Consider the following 24,615-nt stretch of genomic DNA (forward strand, 5'->3'; position numbering starts at 1 on the left):
AATTATCCTCGGATCGCCCAGAAGGCCAGGTTCAAGCCCGGGAACTGCCCGGCGATATGGAAGGCGAAACCGCCGGAATTATTCAGCTGCTGCCAGTGCTCGCTGCCACGGTCCAGCTCGTAGTAGGTGCTGCCAGCGTGGTAAGGCAACTGGCGTGGCGCCACCGGCAACGGCAGCAGGCCGATGCCCGGAAGTTGCAGGTTGACCATGTCGCGGATGTGCTCCACCGAGCCGACCTTGCTCTGCTGGCCGAAACGCGCACGCAGGGTTTCGCCGGGCACATCGGCGCGTACCACGAGGATGAAACTGGCGTTGTCGAGCAGGGTCTTGTCGGCCAACATCGCCACATGGATGCCGTAGGCTTTCTCCACAATGGGGATCGGCGTGGCCTTGCTGTCGATGAGCATCGACAGCGCTTCACGCAGGGCCGCCATCACCGGCATGAAGCTCAGGGCCAGGTCGTCGTGCTGGTACTGCGGGTATTCGTGTGGACGGCGGCTGGAGGTTGAGAAGGTGGAAAACTCACCGGCCAGGCTGACCAGTTCGCTGAAGAAGCGCTCCGGGTGCAACGGGCTCAACTGGCTGAAGTGCTGGATCAGCGGCTGGGCGCGGTTGACCAGTTGCAACAGCATGAAGTCGGCGATCTCAGAGGCCCCCCCGGCACCCGAGGCCACAACGCGGCCGGCCAGGGCTTCGCCACGCTGGTGCAACAGGCCCAGCAGTTCGCTGCGAAAGGCCGTCAGCGGCTTGCTTGCGGCCACGTCCAGCACGGGCGGGATGTAAGTGTCATCGAGCACCAACGCACGGTCGGCACGCTTTTCCTTGATGCGTACCAGGCCGATGGCGGCGTAGTCGCTGATGCCGTCCTGCGCCGTCAGCAGGCGCAATGCCCGCGAGCCCACCGCCACCGGTGCACGGTTTTCGAACGGGGCGTTGTCGTCGCGCACTTCACGCACCTTGCTCACGTAGCGCGCCGCTTCCAGGGCTTCACCCTCGTCCACCGTGTCACGGGCGCCGGCGCGCTTGAGCGGCAGGGCCAGGTACACCAGGCCGTCGCGCAGGTTGTCGTCGATGTTCAACGGGCTCGGCGCCAGGTCGTCCTGGGGAATATTGAACGGCGTGCCATCGGGCAGCAGGCCGCGGGCCGACACAATCGCCAGCTTGCCCTGGGCCAGCAGGCCCTGGTCGATCAGCAGTTCGGAGAACCCCCAGGCACCCGCTGACAACGGACGGCTGCGGGCATCGATCAGGTTTTCCAGGTAACGGTCATGCTGCTGGAAGTGCTGCGTTCCGATGAACATGCCTTCCGACCAGACCACGCGATTGTTCCAGGACATGGGGGCTCCGATTGCTTGTTATTGGGCTGGGCTGGATGGGGAAGCCACGACGTCGGCGCGCACGGCATGCACGTCGAGGCTGATCTGGTATTCGCTGTATTGGCGCGGCGGCACGTTGATGACCGTGCGCCATTGCGCACGGTCCAACTCGCGGTAGCCCACCAGCAAGCCGATCTGGCGCGTGGACGGGTCGAGATCGCGCTGCAGGCTCAGTTGTTGGCCGGGCTGCACCATCACTTCGTCCTGGTCCAGCAGGTCGAGGCCGAGGGTCGATTGCGCACGGTCCGCCAGGGCGAAGTAATCGGAGCGTGAAAAGGTCGCGGCGTTTTTCAATTCGAAAATGCGCACCCGCACCGGCGCGGCCTGGCCGTTGGCACCGGGGTTAAGCCCGGCAATCGCATGAAAATGCAGCTCAACGGCGGCCGTGTCAGCTTCGGCCTCGGCAGCCGCCTGGGGTTTGGCAGTGTCGTTGGCACACGCCGTCAGCAGCAGCGCGGTGGCGGCTGCGAGTAAAAACCTGGGAATCATCCTGCGTCCTCAATGACGTATTTAGCTATCCGTTTTATCCATTGGTGCGAGGCGTTTTCAGCGTCGCTGTCGTGCACTGTGTTCTTCGTAGGCCCGGCTGAATTCGCGACCGAACAGGTCCTGGAAATCGTCCTGGGCCTCGCGGGAAATGTTGCTGTAGAGCTCGGTGAACTGCTGCCAGTACTGGGCCTGGCGCGAACCGTTGAACAGACTCGAGAGGCCGCCGGGTTTGCCCATGCGCTCCTCCAATTGCGCCGGTTCAAAGCGCGTGAGCAGGTGTTTGATCGCCGCTTCCACGCCAGCCATCACGGCCAACTGGTGGGCGCGCAGGTCGTCGAAACTGTCACGTACGGCGAGGTCCGGCGCCATAAACGCCTGGTTGCCATGACGCAGCAACAGCAGTAACGCTTCATCGGCATTCGGGGCGAATTTCAACGGGTTGTTTTCGGCGGGGCGGATCATCGTCTGCTGCATGCGAAACTCGCCCTTGAGGCTGGCACGGGCGCGCAGTACGTCGATCAGGCCCTCGACCATCAGCCGGTAGCTGCGGCCGATGCTTTCCATCTGCGCGCAAGCGTCGGCTTTGTCCAGGCGCAACTGGTCCAGGCCCGCACCGCGCAGAAAGGCTTGCAGGAGGTCCGGTTGTGGCTCGGCATTGGCCACGGGGAGCGCAACAGGCTCGACCACAGGTGGCGGCGGGATGATCGAGTCTGGGGCGGGCGCAGCATTGACCACGGGCGCGGGCGCGTCGCCGAACAGGTCCCAGTCTTCGGGAATCACCGAGCCTTGCACCAATGGCTTTTCGGGCGCCGGTACGGCCACTGGGGCCGGGGGGCGAAAATCGTGTTGCTCGGACGGCACATGGTCCGCCACGGTGGGCGGCGGCACGGCGGTGGGGCTGAGGAAGTCGAACAGGTCTGGCAAAGTTTCCATGGCCGAGGCGCCCTGGAATTGCGGCGCGATCATCGGCGTGGGCGCAGGTTGGCTCGCCACGGCGCCCATCAGCGCTTCAAAGCTATTGGGTGAGTCGCCGGCAAATGGCTGGCTGTCGATGGCCTGCACGTTGAAGTCGATACGCGCCTGGATTTCGTAATCGCCGATGCGGATCAACTCGCCATCTTGCAACGGCTCGCTGTTACCCCGACGCATACGAATACCCGCCTTGACCAACTCCACACCATTGGTGCTGTTATCGGTCAAATAATAACGGCCATCTTTGTATTGAATAACGCAATGTTGCGAAGAGACGAGACGCTCAGGGTCGGGCAATACCCAGTCATTGTCAGAACTGCGGCCAATCGCCATCACGCCCTGATCCATGGACTTTTCGGGGCATTGCCCAGGTGTGATCTTGTGATAACTAGTGATAGTCAAACACAGCGACATCTTGCCTCCTTGCTGATACATCGCGCGCAGTCTACCCAGGAGGCAGCACCGCCCTGGAGAGTCCCGTCCTGTCGTACAAACGACCGCCAAAATCTGCTTTTACCAGCATGATCGCTGATCTTAACTGGCTTCCATGACAAAAATCCGCTCTGGGCGCGCCTTTCGACTCGCCAGTCGCGCAGGTTGTTAAACACCGCACATCTGTCACAGAGGGCGAATAGCTTACCTTGACAAGCCATAAGTACTACACCAAAAATGCACAACTTCTTGAACATCAGTGATGGCGCAGTAGTGGCACGCTGAGTATATGACCAAGAAAACATGCAAAGTTCATTACGCAACTAATGCATGCGTTGCCCGCCATCCAGCGGGCCGATAAGGAGATCGAATTCAGTGGATGTGCCGTTGCTGCTCACCGCCGTTTCCGCGACGTCGCCCTGTGGCGAGGACATGGAATATGACGCGCAATTTCTGCAATTGGAACGTGATGCCAAGGGCCAACCCGAACGCAGCATGGGCGACTCGATCCTGCCCGCTGAGCCGCCCGAGTGGCGCAGCATCCAGCAGCAAAGCCTCGACCTGTTGCAGCGCAGCAAAGACCTGCGCATCACCCACTTTCTGCTGCAAAGCACACTCGCCCTCCAGGGTGTGGCCGGGCTGGCCGAAGTCCTCACGCTGATCGACACCTTGCTGCGCCAATACTGGGCCGATCTGCACCCGCGCCTGGATGCCGACGATGACAACGACCCCACCGTGCGCATCAACGCCCTTACCGGCCTGACCTGCGAGACCAATATTCGTCTGCTGCGCGAAAGCATCCTGACGCGCTCGCGCACCTTCGGGCCCGTGACCCTGCGCGCAGCGCTCAACGCCAGCGGCCTGCAGAGTTTTGCCGATGAGCAGTTGGGCAACCAGCAACTCAACGCCGCGTTCCTGGACAGCGACCCCGAACAACTGCAAGCCACCCGTGACGCCTTGAGCGCGGCGCGTGCGGCGTGCGAGGCCATTGAGCAACAGGTCAATGACCAAGTCGGTTCCGCCCAGGGCGTGGACCTCAGCGCCTTGAAGCAGCCGCTCAAACAGGCCCTGCAACTACTCAACCAAGCGGTGCCAGGCACCGACAGCAGCAGCGATCCCGAGGCCGTCAGTGAAGACAATGCCCCCTCGGTCGATAACGCCGCCGCGCCCGCAGCTCCTCGCCCTTCTGGCGACATCGCCACCCGCGACGATGTGCTGCGCAGCCTCGACAAGATCCTTGCGTACTACACCCGCCACGAGCCTTCGAGCCCGCTGCCGGTGCTGTTGAACCGAGCCAAGAATCTGGTACATGCCGACTTTGCGGCCATCGTGCGCAATCTGATTCCCGATGGCATGTCCCAATTTGAAAACCTGCGCGGCCCCGAAAGCGAGTAAGCCGCCGGACCGTGCAGTAACAACACCGTCGCTCAAGCGACCAGGAGCAGCAACGTGGCGAAGCAAAGTTCTCAGAAATTCATCGCGCGCAACCGTGCGCCTCGAGTGCAGATCGAGTACGACGTCGAGCTTTACGGCGCCGAGAAAAAGGTCCAGCTGCCCTTCGTGATGGGCGTGATGGCCGACCTCGCCGGCAAGCCTGCCGAGCCGCTGGCACCCGTGGCCGACCGCAAGTTCCTTGAGGTGGACGTCGACAACTTCGACTCACGCCTCAAGGCCATGCAGCCACGCGTCGCGTTCCACGTACCCAATGAGCTGACAGGCGAAGGCAACCTGAGCCTGGACATCACCTTCGAAAGCATGGACGACTTCAGCCCGGCCGCCGTGGCCCGCAAGGTCGACTCCCTGAATCAGCTGCTCGAAGCCCGCACCCAATTGGCCAACCTGCTGACCTACATGGACGGCAAGACCGGCGCTGAAGAAATCATCATGAAGGCGATCAAGGACCCGGCATTGCTTCAGGCACTTGCCAGCGCGCCCAAGCCTGCAGGGGAGCAGTAATCATGACGGACAATACCGCCCGCGAAGGCAGCCAGATCCTGGGTACCACCGAAGAAGCCAGCGAGTTCGCGAACCTGCTGCTGCAAGAATTCAAACCCAAGACCGAGCGTGCCCGCGAAGCCGTTGAAACCGCGGTGCGCACCCTGGCTGAACAGGCCCTGGCGCAAACCGACCTGGTGTCCAACGACGCGATCAAGTCGATCGAATCGATCATCGCCGCCATCGACGCCAAGCTCACCGCCCAGGTCAACCAGATCATCCACCACCAGGATTTCCAACAACTGGAAAGCGCCTGGCGTGGCCTGCATTACCTGGTCAATAACACCGAGAGCGATGAGCAACTGAAGATTCGCGTGCTCAACATCTCCAAGCCAGACCTGCACAAGACCCTGAAGAAATTCAAGGGCACCGCGTGGGACCAGAGCCCGATCTTCAAGAAGATGTACGAAGAAGAATACGGCCAGTTCGGTGGCGAACCTTACGGCTGCCTGGTGGGTGACTACTACTTCGACCAGTCGCCGCCCGACGTGGAACTGCTGGGCGAGCTGTCAAAAGTCTGCGCCGCCATGCACTCGCCTTTCATCGCTGCGGCCTCGCCGACCGTGATGGGCATGGGTTCGTGGCAGGAACTGTCGAACCCACGCGACCTGACCAAGATCTTCACCACCCCGGAATACGCCGGCTGGCGCTCGCTGCGTGAATCGGAAGACTCGCGCTACATCGGCCTGACCATGCCGCGCTTCCTGGCACGCCTGCCGTACGGCGCCAAGACCGACCCGGTAGAAGCCTTCGCCTTCGAAGAAAACACCGACGGCGCCGACAGCTCCAAGTACACCTGGGCCAACGCCGCCTACGCCATGGCAGTGAACATCAACCGTTCGTTCAAGCACTACGGCTGGTGCTCGCGCATCCGCGGTATCGAGTCTGGTGGTGAAGTGGAAAACCTGCCGGCCCACACGTTCCCTACCGATGACGGTGGCGTGGACATGAAGTGCCCGACCGAAATCGCCATCAGTGACCGCCGTGAAGCGGAACTGGCGAAGAACGGTTTCATGCCGCTGCTGCACAAGAAAAACACCGACTTCGCCGCGTTCATTGGCGCCCAGTCGCTGCAAAAGCCTGCCGAATACGACGACCCGGACGCCACCGCCAACGCCAACCTGGCCGCACGCCTGCCGTACCTGTTCGCCACCTGCCGTTTCGCCCACTACTTGAAGTGCATCGTGCGCGACAAGGTCGGCTCCTTCAAAGAGAAGGACGAAATGCAGCGCTGGTTGCAGGACTGGATCCTCAACTACGTCGACGGCGACCCGGCGCACTCCACCGAAACCACCAAGGCCCAGCACCCGTTGGCGGCGGCCGAAGTGATCGTGGAAGAAGTCGAAGGCAACCCGGGGTATTACAACTCCAAGTTCTACCTGCGCCCGCACTATCAGCTTGAAGGGCTGACGGTGTCGTTGCGCCTGGTATCGAAGCTGCCCTCGGCAAAAAGCGCATAAGTAACGGTTGAGCTAGCTCGTTCCCACGCTCCGCGTGGGAGTGCCGCCCGGGACGCTCTGCGCCCCGGTGACGCGTAGCGTCACAGGATGCGTTACCACGCAGAGCGTGGGAACGATCACCCAATCAAGTGGCATGGGCCACACAGGGAGAAAACATGGCTGTTGATATTTTCATCAAGATCGGCGACATCAAGGGCGAGTCCATGGACAAGGCCCACAAGGACGAAATCGATGTGTTGAACTGGAGCTGGGGCATGTCCCAGTCCGGCAACATGCACGTCGGCGGTGGCGGTGGCGCGGGCAAGGTGAATATCCAGGACCTGTCGCTGACCAAGTACGTCGACAAGGCTTCGCCCAACCTGATGATGCACTGCGCCAGCGGCAAGCACATCGACAAGGTCAAGCTGACCGTGCGCAAGGCCGGTGGCGAGAGCCAGGTCGAGTACATGGTGATCAACCTGGAAGAAGTGCTGGTCACCTCCTTGAGCACCGGCGGTTCGGGCAGCGATGATCGCCTGACCGAAAACGTCACCCTGAACTTCGCCCAAGTGATGGTCGACTACCAGCCGCAGAAAGCCGACGGCACCAAAGACGGCGGCGCCATCAAGTTTGGCTGGAACATTCGCTCCAACACCAAACGCTGATAGCCCTTGTGGCCGTGGCCCGGTGCCACGGCCATTGTGTCCCTCTCGCAACCCGTCCGTGGAGCTGCTTTGGTGGTAACTGAAATCGCTTCCCGCGACCGTCTGCAACCGTCCCTGCTGGACCGGTTGACCGACGACGACCCGACCAACCCCAAGGAAAGCGCCGACAAACGCGTGCTGTCCCTGACCCAATTGAAGGCCTCGGTGCTGCGTGACCTGGCGTGGTTGCTTAACACCACCTCGTTACTCGATACCGATGCCACGCTGCACACCCCGGCCGGCACTTCGGTGGTCAATTACGGCCTGCCAGCACTGGCGGGCAACAGCGCGTCGAGCGTCGATATCAAAGCCCTGGAAGCCTTGATTTACCAGGCCATCGCCACTTTCGAGCCGCGTATTTTGCGCCACACATTGCGGGTCAAGGCGCGCATGGGCCATGGCGAGATGAATCACAACGCCCTGAGTTTCGAGATTGAAGGCGACCTGTGGGCACAGCCGGTGCCGTTACGTTTGCTGTTGCAGACCGACGTGGACCTGGAGTCCGGCCATGTGCGCGTGCTCAATGCCGACCAGCGGAGACGCCCATGAACCCGCGCCTGCTGGAGCTGTACAACCAGGAACTGCACCACGTGCGCGAAAGCGCCGCCGAGTTCGCCAAGGAATACCCGAAGATCGCCAGTCGGCTGACCCTGTCCGGCATGGACTGCGCCGACCCGTACGTCGAACGTTTGCTTGAAGGCTTCGCCTATCTCACGGCCCGCGTGCAGCTCAAGCTCGACGCCGAGTACCCGACCTTCACCCACAACTTGCTGGAAATCGCCTACCCGCACTACTTGGCACCGACGCCGTCGATGACCGTAGTGCAATTGCAGACCGACCCCGATGAAGGCTCCCTGGCCGGCGGTTTCCCGCTGCCCCGGGACACGGTGCTGCGTGCCGCCCTGGGCCGTGAAACCCAGACCTGCTGCGAGTACCGCACCGCGCACCCGGTGACGCTGTGGCCGTTGCAGGTCAGCAACGCCGAATATTTCGGCAACCCCGCCGCCGTGCTCGGACGCCTGGCCGCCAGCGAACCGAAAGCCAAGGCGGGCCTGCGCCTGACCCTGCGCACCGGTGCCGAGCTGCCGTTCAACAGCCTCGACCTGGATACCTTGCCGCTGTACCTGAGCGGCGCTGATGAACAACCGTTTCGCCTCTACGAACAACTGCTGGGCAATGCCTGCGCGGTGTTTGCGCGCCAGCCCGGTGGCGATTGGGTCGAGCGCCTGCCCCAGGGCGCGTTGCGCTCGCGGGGGTTCGATGATGCCGATGCGGCCATGCTGGTGGTGGCACGGGCGTTCCAGGGCTATCGCCTGTTGCAGGAGTACTTCGCCCTGCCCCATCGCTTCCTGTTCGTTGAGTTCGCCGAGTTGAGACGCGCGGTCAAGCGGTGTGACGGCCAGGAGCTGGAACTGATCGTGTTGTTCGACCGCCACGAACCGAGCCTGGAAGGCAGTGTCGGCGCGGCGCAGTTCTTGCCGTTCTGCACGCCCGCCATCAACCTGTTCCCCAAGCGCGTGGACCGCATCCACTTGTCCGACCGGGTCAATGAACACCATGTGATCGCCGACCGTACGCGGCCGATGGATTTCGAGATTCACTCCTTGAGCGGCATTACCGGCCATGGCACCGGACCGGAGCAGCCGTTCTTGCCGTTCTACGCAGTGCGCGATCCGTCGCGCTATGGCCGCGACCAGGCGTATTACAGCGTGCGCCGCGAGCCACGGGTGCTGTCCAGCGACCAACGCCGCAATGGCCCACGCTCCACTTATGTGGGCAGTGAAACCTTCGTCAGCCTGGTGGACAGCCGCCAGGCGCCGTATCGCCATGACCTGCGCCAACTGGGCGTGACGGCGCTGTGCACCAACCGGGACCTGCCGCTGTTCATGAGCGTGGGCAACGGCAAGACCGACTTCACCCTGGCCGACAGCGCGCCGGTACTGGCCGTGCGATGCGTCGCCGGGCCAAGCCGCCCGCGTGCCAGCCACGCACATGACGCCAAGGCCTGGCGCCTGATCAGCCAGTTGTCGCTCAACTACCTCTCCTTGAGCGAACAGGGCCAGGGCGCCGGCGCCTTGCGCGAATTGCTGCGCCTGTACGGCGACAGCAATGACGCCGCCCTGCAATTGCAGATCGAAGGCCTGCGCGAAGTCAGCAGCAAGGCGGTGACCCGACGCCTGCCGATGCCTGGCCCGATTGTGTTTGGCCGCGGCCTGGAAATCACCCTGGAGTTCGATGAAAACGCGTTTCGCGGCACCGGCGTGTTCCTGCTCGGTGCAGTGCTGGAGCGCTTCCTGGCACGCTACGTGTCGATCAACAGCTTTACCGAGACGGTGATCCGTACCACCGAACGCGGCGAGATCATGCGATGGAAAGCCAAGCCCGGACGGCGTCCGACCCTGTGAGAACCCTGGACGCGATGCACCAGGAGCCCTGGGAATATGACTTCTTCCAGGCATTGCGGCGCATCGAGTGCGAAACGCCCGAGCTGCCACGCCTGGGCCATTCCCTGCGCCTGGCCGATGATCCGCTGCGCCTGGGGCAGCAGGCCGATTGCACCTTCGCACCCGCCACCCTCGCCTCGGTCGCCCCCGGTGGCGACGGCAAGCCGGCGCGGTTGGAGCAGTTCTTCTTCGGCCTCGGCGGCCCCAACGGGCCGCTGCCGCTGCACATCACCGAGTACGTACGCGAGCGCCAACGCAATAACGCCGACAGCACCAGCAAGCAGTTCCTGGATGTATTCCACCATCGCCTGCTGACCCTGTTCTATCGGGCCTGGGCCGAGGCGCGGCCAACGGTCAGCCATGACCGCCCGGACGATGACTACTGGTCCGCCCGCCTCGCCGCCCTGAGTGGCCGCGGGATGCCGAGCCTGCTCAATCAAGGGCTGATCCCCGATACCGCGAAGCTACATTACAGCGGCCATCTGTCGGCGCAAACCCGCTACCCGGATGGCTTGAAAGCGATCCTGGGCGAGTACTTCGGCCTGCCGGTAGAGATCGAGGAATACGTCGGCCAATGGCTTGAACTGCCCGAACGCAGCCGCGTGGGGGTCAGCGCCAACCAGTTGGGCGTGGACTTCTGCCTGGGCAGCCACGTATGGGACCGCCAGCACAAATTCCGCATCCGCCTGGGCCCGCTCACGCTGGATAACTACATGGGCATGCTGCCCGGCCAACAGCCGTTCAACGAGCTGGTGGCGTGGGTGGCCGAGTACCTGGGCCATGAATTGGACTGGGACTTGAACCTGGTTTTGCAACAACCCGAAGTACCGGCGCTGCAACTCAACGGCCAGTTCCGCCTGGGCTTCAACACCTGGCTCGGCCAACCTGCGCATGACGCCAACGACCTAATCCTGGCCCGGCATTACGCCGACCACGCCACCACCTCAAGGAATCCAGAGCATGGGTGAAATCAGTCGCGCCGCACTGTTCGGCAAACTCAACAGCGTGGCCTACAAAGCCATCGAAGCCGCCACCGTGTTCTGCAAATTACGGGGCAATCCGTATGTGGAACTGGCCCACTGGTTTCACCAGTTGTTGCAACTGCAGGACTCCGACCTGCACCGCATCATCCGCCAGTTCAACGTGGAGCCGGCGCGCCTGGCCCGCGACCTCACCGAAGCCCTGGACCGCCTGCCGCGCGGCTCCACGTCGATCACCGACCTGTCCTCCCATGTGGAAGAGGCCGTAGAACGCGGCTGGGTGTATGGCAGCCTGATGTTCGGCGAAAGCCAGGTGCGCACCGGTTATCTGGTGCTGGGCATCTTGAAGACACCGAGCCTGCGCCATGCGCTGCTGGGCCTGTCCGGCGAGTTCGACAAGATCAAGGCCGAGGCCTTGAGCGAGCGCTTTGACGAATACGTCGGTGACTCGCCGGAAAATGCCTTGAGCGCCAGCGACGGTTTCAATGCCGGTGTGCCAGGCGAGGCCAGCGGTGCCATGGCGCCCAGCGCGATGGGCAAGCAGGAAGCGCTCAAGCGTTTCACTGTGGACCTGACCGAACAGGCCCGCAGCGGCAAGCTCGACCCAATCGTGGGCCGTGACGAGGAGATCCGACAACTGGTGGACATCCTCATGCGTCGGCGCCAGAACAACCCGATCCTTACCGGTGAAGCCGGGGTGGGCAAGACCGCCGTGGTCGAAGGTTTCGCCCTGCGCATCGTCGCCGGTGACGTGCCGCCTGCGCTCAAGGACGTGGAGCTGCGCAGCCTCGACGTGGGCTTGCTGCAAGCCGGCGCCAGCATGAAAGGCGAGTTCGAACAGCGCCTGCGCCAGGTCATCGAAGACGTGCAGGCCTCGCCCAAGCCGATCATCCTGTTTATCGACGAAGCCCATACCCTGGTGGGTGCCGGTGGCGCTGCCGGCACCGGTGACGCAGCCAACCTGCTCAAGCCTGCCCTGGCCCGTGGCACCTTGCGTACCGTGGCTGCCACCACCTGGGCCGAGTACAAAAAGCACATCGAGAAAGACCCGGCCCTGACCCGCCGCTTCCAAGTGGTGCAGGTTGCCGAACCGTCGGAAGACAAGGCCCTGCTGATGATGCGCGGCGTGGCTTCCACCATGGAAAAACACCATCAGGTGCAGATCCTCGACGAAGCTCTGGAAGCCTCAGTGAAGCTCTCCCACCGCTACATTCCGGCGCGCCAGTTGCCGGACAAATCCGTGAGCCTGCTCGACACCGCCTGCGCCCGCGTCGCCATCAGCCTGCACGCGGTACCCGCGGAAGTGGACGACAGCCGTCGCCGTATCGAGGCCCTGGAAACCGAGCTGCAAATCATCGCCCGCGAACAGGCCATCGGCATTGCCATTGGTACGCGCCAAAGCAACAGCGAAGCCTTGTTGAGCAGCGAGCGCGAGCGCCTGGCGACCCTGGAAAACCGTTGGGCCGAAGAGAAAGCCCTGGTGGATGAGCTGCTCGCCACCCGTGCCACCTTGCGCGAAAAGGCCGGTGTAGTAGACAGCGGCAGCGATGAGTTGCGCCTGCAACTGATCGACCTGCAACAGCGCCTCACCGCCCTGCAAGGCGAAACCCCGTTGATCCTGCCGACCGTGGATTATCAGGCCGTGGCCTCGGTGGTCGCCGACTGGACCGGCATCCCGGTGGGCCGCATGGCGCGCAATGAGCTGGAGACTGTGCTCAACCTCGACCAACACTTGAAGAAACGCATCATCGGCCAGGACCATGCCCTGCAGATGATCGCCAAGCGCATCCAGACCTCCCGCGCCGGCCTCGACAACCCGAGCAAGCCGATTGGCGTGTTCATGCTGGCCGGCACCTCGGGTGTGGGCAAGACCGAAACCGCCCTGGCCCTGGCCGAAGCCATGTATGGCGGTGAGCAGAACGTCATCACCATCAACATGAGCGAGTTCCAGGAAGCCCACACCGTGTCCACCCTCAAGGGCGCGCCACCGGGCTATATCGGCTACGGCGAAGGCGGTGTGCTGACCGAAGCGGTACGGCGCAAACCCTACAGCGTGGTGCTGCTCGATGAGGTGGAGAAAGCTCACCCGGACGTGCATGAGATCTTCTTCCAGGTGTTCGACAAGGGCGTGATGGAGGACGGCGAGGGCCGGGTGATCGACTTCAAGAACACCTTGATCCTGCTGACCACCAATGCCGGGACAGAGCTGATATCCCAGGTGTGCAAAGACCCGGCGAACATCCCCGAGCCCGAGGAAATCGCCAAGGCCCTGCGCCAGCCACTGCTGGAGATTTTCCCGCCGGCCTTGCTCGGCCGCCTGGTGACCATCCCGTACTACCCGCTGAGCGATGAGATGCTCAAAGCGATCACGCGCCTGCAACTGAACCGCATCAAGAAACGTGTGGAGAACACCCACAAAGTCGCGTTCGAGTATGACGACGCAGTGGTCGACCTGATCGTCTCGCGCTGCACCGAGACCGAAAGCGGCGGGCGCATGATCGACACCATCCTGACCAACAGCCTGCTGCCGGACATGAGCCGCGAGTTCCTCACGCGCATGTTGGAAGGCAAGGCACTGGCGGGGGTGCGGATCAGTAGTCGGGATAATGAACTGCACTACGACTTCAGCGACACCGAATAACTATTGTTGGAATACGGTCAGTGTGGGAGCTGGCTTGCCTGCGATAGCGGTCTGACATTCAGCATTGATGTTGACTGATCCACCGCTATCGCAGGCAAGCCAGCTCCCACAGTTGATCCGGTTCCGTCAGTGATGACGGTATTTACGGGACTACCGATGCTATTCAACCAAGCCTCACGCCTGGCCAAGATCAACAGCCCCCTCGGGCCGGATGTGCTGCTGCTCAACGAAATGGGCGGCGGTGAAGAGTTGGGCCGGCTGTTCAACTATGAGCTGCAACTGACGTCCCTGGACGCCAACATCGACCTGAACCAATTGCTGGGTAAACCGATGAGCGTCGGCCTGCAACTGGCGGACGGCGGCGAGCGGCATTTCCACGGGATCGTTGCGCGGTGCAGCCAGAACATCGACAAAGGCCAGTTCGCCAGTTACCAAGTCACCCTGCGCCCTTGGCTGTGGTTGCTCAGCCGCACCTCCGACTGCCGGATTTTCCAGAACCTGAGCATCCCGCAGATCATCAAGCAGGTGTTCCGTGACCTGGGTTTTTCCGACTTTGAAGACACCCTCAGCCGGCCGTATCGCGAGTGGGAGTACTGCGTGCAGTACCGCGAGACCAGCTTCGATTTCGTCAGCCGACTGATGGAACAGGAAGGCATCTACTACTTCTTCCGCCATGAACAGGACCGCCATGTGCTGGTGCTGGCCGACGCCTATGGCGCCCACACCAGCGTGCCCGGCTACGCGTCGATCCCCTACTACCCCAAGGACGAGCAGCAGCGCGAACGCGACCATATGCACAATTGGCACCTGGCGCAGGAGGTGCAGCCGGGCTCGCTGGAGCTCAACGACTACGACTTCCAGCGCCCCAGCGCGAGCATCGACGTGCGCTCGGCCATGCCGCGCCCGCACACCGCCGGCGACTACCCGCTGTACGACTACCCCGGTACCTACGTGCAAAGCGCCGACGGCGAACACTATGCGCGCACCCGCATCGAGGCCCTGCAAACCCTGCATGAACAGATTGAGTTCAGCGGCAATGCGCGCGGGCTGGGCTCGGGCCATCTGTTCAGCCTCACCGGTTTCAGTCGCCAGGACCAGAACCGCGAGTACCTGATCGTCGGTTGCCGCTACTTCATCGTGCAAGAAAGCCTGGAAAGCGGTGGCGGTTCAGGCTCGGCGCAGTTTGAAAGCAGCCTGACCTGCATCGACGCCCAACAGAGTTTCCGCCCGCTGGCCAATACTCACCGCCCCATCGTCAAAGGCCCGCAGACCGCCTTGGTGGTAGGCCCCAAGGGCGAGGAAATCTGGACCGACCAGTACGGCCGCGTGAAGGTGCATTTCTACTGGGACCGCCATGACCAATCCAACGAGAACAGCTCGTGCTGGATTCGTGTGTCGCAATCCTGGGCCGGCAAGAACTGGGGCTCGATGCAGATTCCGCGCATCGGCCAAGAGGTGATCGTCAGCTTCCTCGAAGGCGACCCCGACCGACCGATCATCACCGGGCGGGTGTACAACGCTGAGCAGACGGTGCCCTACGACTTGCCGGAGAACGCCACCCAGAGCGGCATGAAAAGTCGCTCCAGCAAAGGCGGCACGCCGGCCAACTTCAATGAAATCCGCATGGAGGACAAGAAGGGCTTGGAGCAGTTGTATATCCATGCCGAGCGTAACCAGGACATCGTGGTGGAGGTGGATGAAAGCCACTCGGTGGGGCATGACCGCAACAAGAGTATTGGGCATAACGAGACGGTGACCATTGGCAGTAACCGCCTGCGGGTTGTGCGCAATAACGACACGGTGATCGTGGGCGGTGCCAAGTCCGACAGCGCCGCCACGAGTTACACCATCGAGGCCGGCGAGAGTCTTCGCCTGGTGTGCGGCGACAGCGTGATTGAGCTCAAGGCTGGCGGCGACATCAACCTGACCTGTGGCTCGTTCAACCTGTTTTCCACCGGCAGCAGCAAGATCCAGACGAAGGGCAAGCTGGACATCAACCTGGGCAGCGACAAAGGCACTTCGCCGGGTGCCCAGGGCGTGCAAAGCACGATCAAGTCCGCCGTCGAGTCAAAATTCCCCGGTAAGCCCGGTGCTGGTCAATAACGAGATTTTGTCACCATGAACTACCTGATCAACGAAGCCCAATTCACCCTTCCCGACGCCGAGCTACAGGACACCTCCATCAATATCCTCAAGTTCGCCAAGCTGGGCACCACCCTGGTGGTGAGCCGCAGCCCGTTGGCGGACGGCGAAAGCCTGCAAAGCAATTTTGAAGGCCAGCTGAAAAAACTCGAGCAGCAGGTCAAAGATCTGCGCTATAGCCCTGCACAAGCGGTCAAGGTCGGCCCAGCGCAGGACATCGATGCGTTTGAAGTGCAGAACCACTTCAACAAAGGCAGCGACAACATTTACCAGTATCAGCTGGCGATGCAGATACCTGGCACCCGCAATCTGATTGCCCTGAGCTACGTCAAGACCCAGCCCCTGGGCCCTGCCGAAGCGGCACACTGGGCAACGCTGAAAAACACACTCCACTTCCTCGCCACGCCCTGAGTCGAGTCTGAGCAATGAGTGAGGATCTTTGGGCGGCCCGCGAAGGCGACGCACTGCTGCACACCTCGGTGATGGCCGATATTCTCGGCGGCGTGCTGGAAGTGGCCGCCTATGCGGCGCTCACCACCGTGGGCTGCCTGGCCGTTGCCGGGGCGGTGTTCCTCGCGACGGGTGCAACCATCGCCACCGGCGGTGTAGCCCTGGTGTTGGTGGTGGGCGCGGTCGTCGGTATTACCGCTGGCCTCACGGGGGCGGACTTGAAGATATCCAGTTGGTGCGAGTCCGCCGCCAACTGGGTGTTCCCGCCGGTGATCGATGCCTTCATCACCAGCGGTTCGCACAACGTGTTCATCAATGGCAAAAAGGCCGCCCGCGCCGCAGGCAAGATGACGGCTGTACCGGTCGCGCCCAGCGAGCCGGCAGCGCCGAGCTTCCTGGATATGGCCGGGGAGTTTTTCTCGCAGATGTGGCGCCCGACCGTCGCCTCGCCCGCCCCCGGCACCGAGCCGTGCCCGCTGGACACCGTGGCGTGCAACAAGCATCCGCCCATGCCCCTGCAGTTTATTGCCGAAGGTTCCAGCTCGGTGTTCATCAACGGGCAGCCTGCGGCACGCAGCGGTGATCGCAGTACCTGTGACGCCAAGATTGGGACGGCTGAGGGCCTGATTTCGCCGGATGTGCGCATTGGTGGTGAGACCATTGTGGTGCAGGAGATTCGTAGCGGGAAAACGCCGGGGGTGGGGCTGGCGATTACTGCCTTGTTGATGCTACGCGGCAATGTGAAGTGCTTTTGGAGCAAACTGCCCTGCCTGTTCGGCAGTGTGGTGGTAGGGGCTGGAGTCTCCTATGGCACCAGCAAAATAACCTCTGCGCTCAAGAGCGCCATGAACGGCTCCCCCAACCCCGTGCACAGTGCGACCGGCGCTAAGATTCTAGGTGATGAGGATGAACTGGATTTCGTGCTTCCTGGGCTGTTTCCCATCGATTGGCAGCGTTTCTACAGCAGCCTCGACGCACGGACCGACGGTCTCTTTGGCGCGGGCTGGAGCGTTGCCTATGAGGTATCGGTCGAGATCGATAAAGACGAAAACTTGTTTTATATCGATGAACAGGGAAGGCGCTTGGAGATCGGTTACATCCCTGCGTCCGGCGGAGCATTCGACCCAGTCGAAGGTCTTGCGGTCAGGCGCAGTGGTGACGCAGCGGTCTTGATCGAGAGTACCGACGGCCTGTATCGGCTGTTCGAACTCGACCCGCAGAACCACTCTCGAATGCGTCTGCAACTGCTAGGTGATCGCAATGAAGGGCGGATCTTCCTTGATTACGATGCCCAAGGACGGCTGTGCCGCCTGCGCGACACCCATGACTTGATGCACGTCGACCTAAGCTACACCGCAGAGCATCCTGGGCGTGTAAGCCATATCGAACGCCGTTACCTGCGCCAAGACCATTTCGATGGGCGCTGCGACGTGCTCGTCAGCTATCGCTATGACAGCAACGGCGATCTTGCCGAAGTCTTGGACGCCCAGGGCACGACCCTTCGCAGCTTTGCCTACGACAGCGGCAGGCGCATGACCGTGCACCGATTGCCGAGTGGCATGCGCTGCTTCTACCAATGGGCTCAAGTACCTGGACCAGACGGCTCGGAATGGCGCGTCAGTCGGCACTGGACAGATGCGGGTGATGAATACACCTTCGACTACGACTTGGATGCGGGCATTACGCGCGTCACCGACGGGTTGAGGCGCGTCAGCACTCGGCATTGGAATCCGCAGTTCCAGATCACTCGCTACATCGATAACCTCGGCCATACGTGGCAGTTTGAATGGAGCGAAGATCGCCAACTGCTCGGTGCGATTGACCCGCAAAACGGCCAGTGGCGTTTCAACTATGACGCGTGCGGCAACCTGAGCGCCGTCATCGATCCACTGTCCAGAACCAGCAGCACGCAGTGGCTGGCGCATTGGGCATTGCCCGAGGTGGAAACCGATACTGCGGGCCACAGCTGGCATTATCGCTACGACCAGCGTGGTAACTGCATCGAGGAAATCAACCCCCTGGGCAACCGTACGCGCTATGTCTATGACGGTTTCGGCCAGCCGGTACGCATCATCGATGCGACCGAAAAAACCAGAACATTGCATTGGAACGAATGGAGCCAACTGGTCGAAGAAGTGGACTGCTCGGGTTATCCCACTCGCTATCAGTACGACGCCTTCGGCAATTTGGTGGTGCAGACCAATGCCGAGGGTGAATCGGTGCGCTATCGGTACGGTCCTCAGGGGCTACTACTGGAATGCCAGCTTCCAGATGGCCGCGTCGAACTGTTCCAGCGCAGCGCAAATGGTTATCTGACTGCCCACGTTGACCCTGCCGGCAGCACCACACGCTATGACTATGACGTTCGTGGCTTGGTCAAACAACGCCGGGATGCGCATAACCGTTCGGTGATGTTCGATCATGATGCCTACGGACGACTCCGCAAGCTGACCAACGAGAATGGCGAGAGCTATCGCTTTGAGTGGGACGCAGCCGACCGCATGGTGCAGCAGCAGGATCTGGATCAAAGCCGACGCTGCTACACCTACGATTCACTGGACGATATTGTTGCCGTGGACTATCTACCGGGAACAGAGGGCGAGCCGGTAGCGCCGTTGTCGCACCAGTTTCAGCGCGATCCTGTTGGCCGCCTGGTCAGTAAAACCACCGCGGACGGCACCACGGTCTATGAACACGACCTGAACGACCAGTTGGTCGGTGTCACCTTCACCGCCCTTGATGGCCGCCAGCAGCTACTCGGTTTCAGCTATGACGCGCTGGGGCAACTGCTTGAGGAGCAAAGCTCGGCAGGGTCTGTGCAGCATCGTTACGACGAGCTGGGAAACCTGGTTCAAACCGGCTTGCCCGACGGTCGATGGTTGAACAGGCTGTACTACGGTAGCGGCCACCTGCATCAGTTGAACATCGATGGAAAAGTCATCAGCGACTTTGAGCGTGATCGCTTGCATCGCGAAGTACAGCGTACCCAGGGCCAACTCAAAACGAGTACCGCATACGACCGAAGTGGCAGGGTTCGCTCACGACAGCGTCGCAGCATTGACCAGCCTTGGCAGTTGCCTCCCCTGGTCGAGACGGACTATAGCTTCGACCCCAGTGACAACCTGATCGGGCGACGTCGTATAAACCACCAACATGATCATCAAGAACATCTGGGTTACGACAGCACCGACCGAATCCTTTTAAGCCACCAAGTTGGCCGGACCGAAACATACGCCTATGACGCTGCGGCCAATCTGCTGGACCGCCCAAATCAAGGTGGTCTCATACGACATAATCGCCTGCTCGTCTATCAAGACATACGGTATGCCTATGATGCTTTAGGAAGAATGATCGAAAAACGCAGCTCTGCTCGTGGCTTGCAGCGCTTTGCCTACGATGCGGAAAGCCGGCTGGTTGAAGTGCGAAATGAGAGCGGCCACGTGGTCAGGATGACCTATGACCCCCTAGGGCGGCGGATCGAAAAAACCGAGCATGATTACAATGGCCGCCCGTTGGGCCAGACGAGTTTCACCTGGGATGGTTTACGTCTGTTGCAGGAGTTCAAACACAGCCAGACCAGTCTGTATCTATACGAAGGTGAAAGCTACGTGCCCCTGGCCAGGATTGACGGCATCGGCCCACTGCAAAAAACCCGCTACTACCACAATGATCTTAACGGACTGCCGGAGCGACTGACCGAGGCCGATGGGCAAATTACCTGGCGTGCGACTTATCAGGTGTGGGGCAATACCTTGGAAGAGGTGCGGGAGCCACATTACATTGAAGAGCAAAATCTACGATTCCAAGGGCAGTATCTGGATCGGGAGACGGGGCTGCATTTTAATACATTCCGGTTTTATGATCCCGACGTGGGGCGTTTTACAACGCCGGACCCTGTCGGGCTAGCAGGAGGTTTTAACCTTTATCAGTATTCTCCTAACCCCTCGGGATGGATCGATCCGTTGGGATGGGCACCGTGCGGCTCAACCACTGCTAAGCTTCAAGCGCATGCCAATGCAGCGAAGAAGGCTGTCTACAGTAACCCCCAAAGGTCATTGACCCCGAGGCAAAGAGCAGCGGTGAAACGAGCCTATGATAGAGGCGATCTCGGACAAGCACGCTCTCGCTATCGCAGGTATGTAGGGCAGAGAATTGATGCAAACTTCAAAACCAGAGTAAAAAATGATCCATCATTGGGACACCTGGAGGTATCGAAATCAGGGCAGCGTCTTCCCGATGTGTATGAAACTAAAACTAAAACCTGGTGGGACCTCACGACTAAGGCTGATTGGAAAAGAGGCACGCATCAGCGGCGTTATGGGGACTGGGGCAATGGTTATGAAGGAATATTATGGTGAATGACAAAATGCCATCATTCGTACTGTCAGGCATACAGCAGGACGGGCTTGTGTTACCTAAAAAAACGCGTTTTGAAAAAGAACGTGTTATCGATTGTAAATTAAAAGATGCGAAGCTCTCCGATCCGATTTTCGATCAGTGTATATTGGAAAGCTGCAGCTTTGAGAAAAGTGATTTTTCCGGTTCAAGATTTTTCAATAAGACCTTATTAGCCCATTGTCACTTCAAGACGGTTGACTTTCAGGCTTCAGGCTTCAGCAACAGCAAATTCGAGAACTGCACTTTCATAAAGTGCAACTTTCGAGAAGCGTCTTTAAAAGATTGCGAATTCAGCAACTGCATATTTACCCAGTGCAAGATCATTGACAACTCGTTCAATGCCAGCAAAATAAAAAACCTCAAGTTTTCGGGAAAATTACAAGAGGTAAGTTTCATATCCGAACCGCCCAACACCCCCCTTCTTGTTGATTTTGAATTGTGCAAACTGGATTGGGTAACGTTTACAGACTGTGATCTTGAGCAGATCATTCCCCCTGCAGATCCCCAGCACATTTTTTTCAAAGACGTGTCTGTTCGCGCCCGCAAAGCGCTCGCATTGATTATCTCTGAGCCAGAAAACCCGATCAATAAGTTATTGAAACGCCGTCTGCAAAAGCTCACAACGCAACGAGGCGCACTCTTCAATATCAAGAATCTTGAAGAGTACGAAGGGCCGGAATTCACCAAACAATTTATCGAGTTTCTTCAGGGCACTTAAAAACAGAGGGGCAATCCTGAATTAAAAGTTCTGATGATCGGAGCCAAAATTAATGACAGGACGCTAAAAATGGGCAGATCACTCAGATCAAAGTCGACACAAAAGTCAGATAAACCTGTCACCTTCATTGGTGCTCTTGCCCATAAAAAGAGACAACGTTATTTAAGCCAATAACGCTCGTCGCATTGCCTGCCCACTTGTTAAATAAACACTATACCTCCCTTACACGCCAGGTGTTTTCTGCGATCTCTGATTCTGAACAATCTTCAATAAATTGATCATTTCATTTATGTGTTCCTGACGTTTTTCAATATTGTCCATACGAGATTCTTCAGTCGGCGCCACTGATGATTCGGCCGCTTCGTACGGTTCGTAAAGAAGTTTGAAACGTTTAGCGAGCTCCGGCATTTGCTCTTCGATTGCATCCATCGACGCCTCAAGGTTCTTCAGGCGCCCATCTGTGTCCTTAGGCGCTTGATCGCTCGGCTGCACCGCATTTGCTTCTGCTCCTAAGTTGAGAAAAATAAACAGGTTGGCCGTTGCCTCATTTTTTATTTCAGCACCGGTGAGGCGAGCCTCCATTTTTTGCTCTTTCGTCGCGGAAGGGTCTACGGTTCCAATCGTGCCATCTGCATTCTGTACTGGCGCTCCTGGCATCTGACTTTGCGCTGTAAATTTATTCTGGAAGTAGTTAGACGTGAATTGCTGGCCGACAGTGAAGGGGCTGCTGATTATGTTGTTTGCACTGGCCGTTATAAAAGCATTACGCACACTGGCCGCTACTGATGGAGGGGCCGGCGGCAAGTTCTGTGGCTGACTCACAATGTTTTGCGCGGTGCTCACTACACCACTCGGAGTGTTCGGCACAGCCGTTGGTTTTGTTGGAGTAGGTGTGATTGGCTTAGGCTTCACAGTTGGCTTAGGCGTTACCGTTGGCTTAGGCTTCACAGTTGGCTTAGGTGTGGACACGGCAGGGGAAGATCCACCATTAGTTCCGCCAGTTCTAGGTTTGCCTGGAGTGTGAGGTTTGCCTGGAGCGCCAGGTTTGAATTTAAGATCTTCGGGGGCAGGAAGGTCTAATTGATCGGGTCCCAAATTATTAGCAATCGCAGCACCCATTTGCCTTTTTTTAGCAGCGATCTCCTCCGGGGTCGCTGCTATGCATTTAAATACCTGCTCGTCCGCGCCACTCGAAACGCCCTCAACGTTAGCGGTGGCTGCTCCGGCAGCACCCGACGCCGACGGAGCCTTCGCTTCTACTTTTTTCTCGTGGGGTAATTGGACAGGTGGAACAAAAGGCAGATCAAGAACTTTCATATATACACCTCTAAATGAGTTTAGAGAGCGCTCCCTGCAGTCTCGCGCTATATGTGTCCTGTCGTTTGGATGTAGTTCCACACTGAGTCAATATAGAAACTCTATAACATCGATTCGATCAATGGCTACTGTACTCACTTATATCTACGCAAGAGGCAACGTCTGTTGTGGTGGCAAAAATGCTTCTCTCGCACAATAAAAATGGGCACCCGACCCAGTCGGCGTGCCCATTTTCTTTACCGCCCCGCCTCCCTTCGAGACGGTACCGCTTAACTTACGGGTTGACGCTGTCTTTGAGCGACTTGCCCGGCTTGAACGCTACCGTGTTGCTCGCCTTGATTTTCACTGGCTCACCGGTTTGCGGGTTTTTGCCGGTGCGGGCGCCGCGGTGGCGTTGCAGGAAAGTGCCGAAGCCGACCAGGGTGACGCTGTCCTTGCGGTGCAGGGCGCCGGTGATTTCTTCGAGGACGGCATTGAGGACGCGGTTGGCCTGTTCTTTGGTGAGATCGGCTTTTTCAGCGATGGCGGCTGCGAGATCTGGTTTACGCATATGTGAAGCCTCTTTGACGGTTTTTTGTTGTTATGTCCGTGCTGCTCTCTGGTGGAGCAGCGCCAAGGCGCCGCAGGCTCTACTCTGCGGCAGACGGGAGTGAGGATGGCACGCCCTCGGGCGCCGCGCCAGTCTCGCGGCGGCCTTTCTACGGGTATGAACGTGATGTTTGCGACAGAACGGGTGGTATTTACGCCAGTAACGGCGGAAGTTCTTTGTTCAGCGCCAGTTTTTCCATGACAGCGCTGCCGGTCAGTGCATAACCCAGCAGACGGCCGCTGGCATCGCGGCACAGGGCCTTGATGTCGGCACCCTGCCCTTCGACGCTCCAGACGCCTTCGGTGCCTCGTGGCGCAGGTGATACCACCAGCGGGCAGACCGGGGTTTTCACGGTGATGGGCATCGGCCCATAGCTCACCGCCGTGGCATTGCCAGCCAAGGTTTGTGCCAGGGCGCGAGCGCAGCTCATCAGCGGCATCACGTACAACAGGTTCAGGCCATCGACCTCGGCGCAGTCGCCCAAGGCGTAGATATTAGCGTGGGAGGTCTTGAGGTGACGGTCCACCATGATTCCGCGGTTGATTTGCAGGCCAGCGGCTGCGGCCAGGTCTACGCGTGGGCGCAGGCCGATGGCGGACACCACCAGGTCACAGTGGATCACTTCGCCGTCCGAGAGGTGCGCTTCAAGGCCATCAGCGGCGCGTTGCAGGCGATTGAGCACCGGGCCCAGGTGAAAGCGCGCGCCGATGCCTTCGAGCCCGGCTTGCACCGCGGCGGCCGCCGCCGGGTGCAGCAGGGTCGGCATGACTTGCTCACAGGGCGCGACCAGGTCGATTTCATAGCCGCCCAGGATCAGGTCGTTGGCAAATTCGCAGCCGATCAGGCCGGCGCCGAGCAGCAGCACGCGCCGTTTGCCAGCAGCAGCGGCACGAAAGCGTGCGTAGTCTTCCAGGTCGTTGATCGGGAAAATCAAATCAGCCGCATCGCCTTCGACCGGTACGCGCACGGTTTCTGCGCCCCAGGCCAGGACCAGGTCGCGATAGGTCACCGCTTCCTCGCCGATCCACAGACGCTTGTGGCCTGGGTCGATGCCGCTGATACGCGTATGGGTGCGCACCTGGGCCTTGAGCTGCTCGGCCATGGCGCCGGGTTCGGCCATGCTCAGGCCATCGGCTTCCTTGTTCTTGCCAAAGCCGGTGGAGAGCATGGGCTTGGAGTAGGAGCGTCCGTCATCGGCAGTGATCAGCAGCAATGGGGTCTCGCTGTCGAGCTTGCGAAACTCCCGGGCGACGTTGTAACCGGCCAATCCTGTGCCGATGATCACGACAGGTGCGTTCATTCCTTTCTCCTTGTAGTACGTTTCTTAAATTCGGGATTACGCGATTTCGATCATTTCGAAGTCCGACTTACCCACGCCGCAGTCCGGGCACAGCCAGTCTTCCGGGACGTCCTGCCACAGAGTGCCTGGTGCAATACCGTCATCCGGCCAGCCGTCCGCTTCGTTGTAAATAAGGCCACAGACGATACATTGCCACTTCTTCATTACGTGCTTCCTCAGGTTCAGGCGT

19 protein-coding genes are annotated in these 24,615 nt (G+C 60.0%); 12 read left to right on the forward strand and 7 right to left on the reverse strand.

Annotation, left to right across the window (positions count from 1 at the left end; all coding sequences use genetic code 11):
- Positions 1 to 2: 2 nt before the first annotated feature.
- The 3 genes from tssK to tagH are packed head-to-tail and all read right to left on the reverse strand — an operon-like array spanning position 3 to position 3,251.
- Positions 3 to 1,337: a type VI secretion system baseplate subunit TssK gene (gene tssK / locus MHH62_RS24020; protein ID WP_094774016.1), complete on the reverse strand. Its 1,335-nt coding sequence runs from the start codon at positions 1,335 to 1,337 to the stop codon at positions 3 to 5.
- 18 nt (positions 1,338 to 1,355) lie between these two features.
- Positions 1,356 to 1,865 (reverse strand): type VI secretion system lipoprotein TssJ, encoded by a 510-nt coding sequence (gene tssJ / locus MHH62_RS24025; RefSeq protein WP_019818127.1) that lies wholly within the window; start codon positions 1,863 to 1,865, stop codon positions 1,356 to 1,358.
- 57 nt (positions 1,866 to 1,922) lie between these two features.
- Complete coding sequence (tagH, locus tag MHH62_RS24030; RefSeq protein WP_032901887.1) at positions 1,923 to 3,251, reverse strand: type VI secretion system-associated FHA domain protein TagH; 1,329 nt, start codon at positions 3,249 to 3,251, stop codon at positions 1,923 to 1,925.
- A gap of 393 nt (positions 3,252 to 3,644) precedes the next feature.
- Between tagH and tssA the strand changes: the two genes are divergently transcribed.
- The 12 genes from tssA (at position 3,645) to MHH62_RS24090 (ending at position 21,180) form a co-directional block, all read left to right on the forward strand.
- Positions 3,645 to 4,664, forward strand: coding sequence for a type VI secretion system protein TssA (gene tssA, locus MHH62_RS24035; RefSeq protein ID WP_014720499.1), 1,020 nt, complete (start codon positions 3,645 to 3,647; stop codon positions 4,662 to 4,664).
- A gap of 54 nt (positions 4,665 to 4,718) precedes the next feature.
- The gene (gene tssB, locus MHH62_RS24040) at positions 4,719 to 5,225 is read left to right on the forward strand and encodes a type VI secretion system contractile sheath small subunit (RefSeq protein ID WP_003195557.1); all 507 of its coding nucleotides are present in this window, start codon (positions 4,719 to 4,721) and stop codon (positions 5,223 to 5,225) included.
- A gap of 2 nt (positions 5,226 to 5,227) precedes the next feature.
- Positions 5,228 to 6,724 (forward strand): type VI secretion system contractile sheath large subunit, encoded by a 1,497-nt coding sequence (gene tssC / locus MHH62_RS24045; RefSeq protein ID WP_003195559.1) that lies wholly within the window; start codon positions 5,228 to 5,230, stop codon positions 6,722 to 6,724.
- 155 nt (positions 6,725 to 6,879) lie between these two features.
- A complete protein-coding gene (locus tag MHH62_RS24050) occupies positions 6,880 to 7,368 on the forward strand; it encodes a type VI secretion system tube protein Hcp (protein ID WP_003195562.1) in 489 nt (162 codons plus the stop codon).
- A gap of 72 nt (positions 7,369 to 7,440) precedes the next feature.
- Positions 7,441 to 7,956: a type VI secretion system baseplate subunit TssE gene (gene tssE, locus MHH62_RS24055; RefSeq protein WP_003195563.1), complete on the forward strand. Its 516-nt coding sequence runs from the start codon at positions 7,441 to 7,443 to the stop codon at positions 7,954 to 7,956.
- Positions 7,953 to 9,812 carry a type VI secretion system baseplate subunit TssF gene (tssF, locus tag MHH62_RS24060; RefSeq protein ID WP_339232050.1) on the forward strand — a complete coding sequence of 620 codons (1,860 nt, stop codon included), beginning with the start codon at positions 7,953 to 7,955 and terminating at the stop codon, positions 9,810 to 9,812. The genes tssE and tssF overlap by 4 nt, the downstream gene beginning before the upstream one ends.
- Positions 9,776 to 10,819, forward strand: a complete 1,044-nt coding sequence (gene tssG, locus MHH62_RS24065; RefSeq protein ID WP_014720501.1) for a type VI secretion system baseplate subunit TssG — start codon at positions 9,776 to 9,778, stop codon at positions 10,817 to 10,819. The genes tssF and tssG overlap by 37 nt, the downstream gene beginning before the upstream one ends.
- Positions 10,812 to 13,472 (forward strand): type VI secretion system ATPase TssH, encoded by a 2,661-nt coding sequence (tssH, locus tag MHH62_RS24070; protein ID WP_032901883.1) that lies wholly within the window; start codon positions 10,812 to 10,814, stop codon positions 13,470 to 13,472. Before tssG ends, tssH begins: the two co-directional genes overlap by 8 nt.
- A 156-nt stretch (positions 13,473 to 13,628) precedes the next feature.
- Positions 13,629 to 15,575: a type VI secretion system Vgr family protein gene (locus MHH62_RS24075; protein WP_339232052.1), complete on the forward strand. Its 1,947-nt coding sequence runs from the start codon at positions 13,629 to 13,631 to the stop codon at positions 15,573 to 15,575.
- A 15-nt stretch (positions 15,576 to 15,590) separates the two neighbouring features.
- Positions 15,591 to 16,025, forward strand: a complete 435-nt coding sequence (locus MHH62_RS24080) for a DcrB-related protein (RefSeq protein ID WP_339232054.1) — start codon at positions 15,591 to 15,593, stop codon at positions 16,023 to 16,025.
- Positions 16,026 to 16,039: 14 nt separating this feature from the next.
- The gene (locus MHH62_RS24085; protein WP_038452012.1) at positions 16,040 to 20,422 is read left to right on the forward strand and encodes an RHS repeat-associated core domain-containing protein; all 4,383 of its coding nucleotides are present in this window, start codon (positions 16,040 to 16,042) and stop codon (positions 20,420 to 20,422) included.
- Positions 20,419 to 21,180: a pentapeptide repeat-containing protein gene (locus MHH62_RS24090; protein WP_169855613.1), complete on the forward strand. Its 762-nt coding sequence runs from the start codon at positions 20,419 to 20,421 to the stop codon at positions 21,178 to 21,180. Before MHH62_RS24085 ends, MHH62_RS24090 begins: the two co-directional genes overlap by 4 nt.
- A 222-nt stretch (positions 21,181 to 21,402) precedes the next feature.
- Here MHH62_RS24090 and MHH62_RS24095 read toward each other — a convergent pair whose 3' ends face one another.
- The 4 genes from MHH62_RS24095 to MHH62_RS24110 form a co-directional block, all read right to left on the reverse strand.
- A complete protein-coding gene (locus MHH62_RS24095) occupies positions 21,403 to 22,497 on the reverse strand; it encodes a type III secretion effector protein (RefSeq protein WP_081036796.1) in 1,095 nt (364 codons plus the stop codon).
- 274 nt (positions 22,498 to 22,771) lie between these two features.
- Positions 22,772 to 23,047, reverse strand: coding sequence for an HU family DNA-binding protein (locus tag MHH62_RS24100; RefSeq protein WP_003195589.1), 276 nt, complete (start codon positions 23,045 to 23,047; stop codon positions 22,772 to 22,774).
- A gap of 190 nt (positions 23,048 to 23,237) precedes the next feature.
- Positions 23,238 to 24,386, reverse strand: a complete 1,149-nt coding sequence (locus tag MHH62_RS24105) for an FAD-dependent oxidoreductase (RefSeq protein ID WP_019818134.1) — start codon at positions 24,384 to 24,386, stop codon at positions 23,238 to 23,240.
- Between the two features lie 36 nt (positions 24,387 to 24,422).
- Positions 24,423 to 24,590 carry a rubredoxin gene (locus MHH62_RS24110; protein ID WP_014720509.1) on the reverse strand — a complete coding sequence of 56 codons (168 nt, stop codon included), beginning with the start codon at positions 24,588 to 24,590 and terminating at the stop codon, positions 24,423 to 24,425.
- Positions 24,591 to 24,615: the final 25 nt, after the last annotated feature.

It is taken from the genome of Pseudomonas sp. FSL L8-0168 (assembly GCF_037976155.1).
In the GTDB taxonomy this organism is placed as follows: domain Bacteria; phylum Pseudomonadota; class Gammaproteobacteria; order Pseudomonadales; family Pseudomonadaceae; genus Aquipseudomonas; species Aquipseudomonas paracarnis.

Bases quoted from the DNA above. Each gene is read 5' to 3' on its own strand.
- tssF (WP_339232050.1), top strand. From the start codon at position 7,953: ATGAACCCGCGCCTGCTGGAGCTGTACAACCAGGAACTGCACCACGTG.
- tagH (WP_032901887.1), bottom strand. From the start codon at position 3,251: ATGTCGCTGTGTTTGACTATCACTAGTTATCACAAGATCACACCTGGG.
- MHH62_RS24085 (WP_038452012.1), top strand. From the start codon at position 16,040: ATGAGTGAGGATCTTTGGGCGGCCCGCGAAGGCGACGCACTGCTGCAC.
- MHH62_RS24105 (WP_019818134.1), bottom strand. From the start codon at position 24,386: ATGAACGCACCTGTCGTGATCATCGGCACAGGATTGGCCGGTTACAAC.
- MHH62_RS24100 (WP_003195589.1), bottom strand. From the start codon at position 23,047: ATGCGTAAACCAGATCTCGCAGCCGCCATCGCTGAAAAAGCCGATCTC.
- MHH62_RS24075 (WP_339232052.1), top strand. From the start codon at position 13,629: ATGCTATTCAACCAAGCCTCACGCCTGGCCAAGATCAACAGCCCCCTC.
- MHH62_RS24050 (WP_003195562.1), top strand. From the start codon at position 6,880: ATGGCTGTTGATATTTTCATCAAGATCGGCGACATCAAGGGCGAGTCC.
- tssJ (WP_019818127.1), bottom strand. From the start codon at position 1,865: ATGATTCCCAGGTTTTTACTCGCAGCCGCCACCGCGCTGCTGCTGACG.
- MHH62_RS24080 (WP_339232054.1), top strand. From the start codon at position 15,591: ATGAACTACCTGATCAACGAAGCCCAATTCACCCTTCCCGACGCCGAG.
- MHH62_RS24095 (WP_081036796.1), bottom strand. From the start codon at position 22,497: ATGAAAGTTCTTGATCTGCCTTTTGTTCCACCTGTCCAATTACCCCAC.
- tssC (WP_003195559.1), top strand. From the start codon at position 5,228: ATGACGGACAATACCGCCCGCGAAGGCAGCCAGATCCTGGGTACCACC.
- MHH62_RS24110 (WP_014720509.1), bottom strand. From the start codon at position 24,590: ATGAAGAAGTGGCAATGTATCGTCTGTGGCCTTATTTACAACGAAGCG.
- tssK (WP_094774016.1), bottom strand. From the start codon at position 1,337: ATGTCCTGGAACAATCGCGTGGTCTGGTCGGAAGGCATGTTCATCGGA.
- tssH (WP_032901883.1), top strand. From the start codon at position 10,812: ATGGGTGAAATCAGTCGCGCCGCACTGTTCGGCAAACTCAACAGCGTG.
- tssG (WP_014720501.1), top strand. From the start codon at position 9,776: ATGGAAAGCCAAGCCCGGACGGCGTCCGACCCTGTGAGAACCCTGGAC.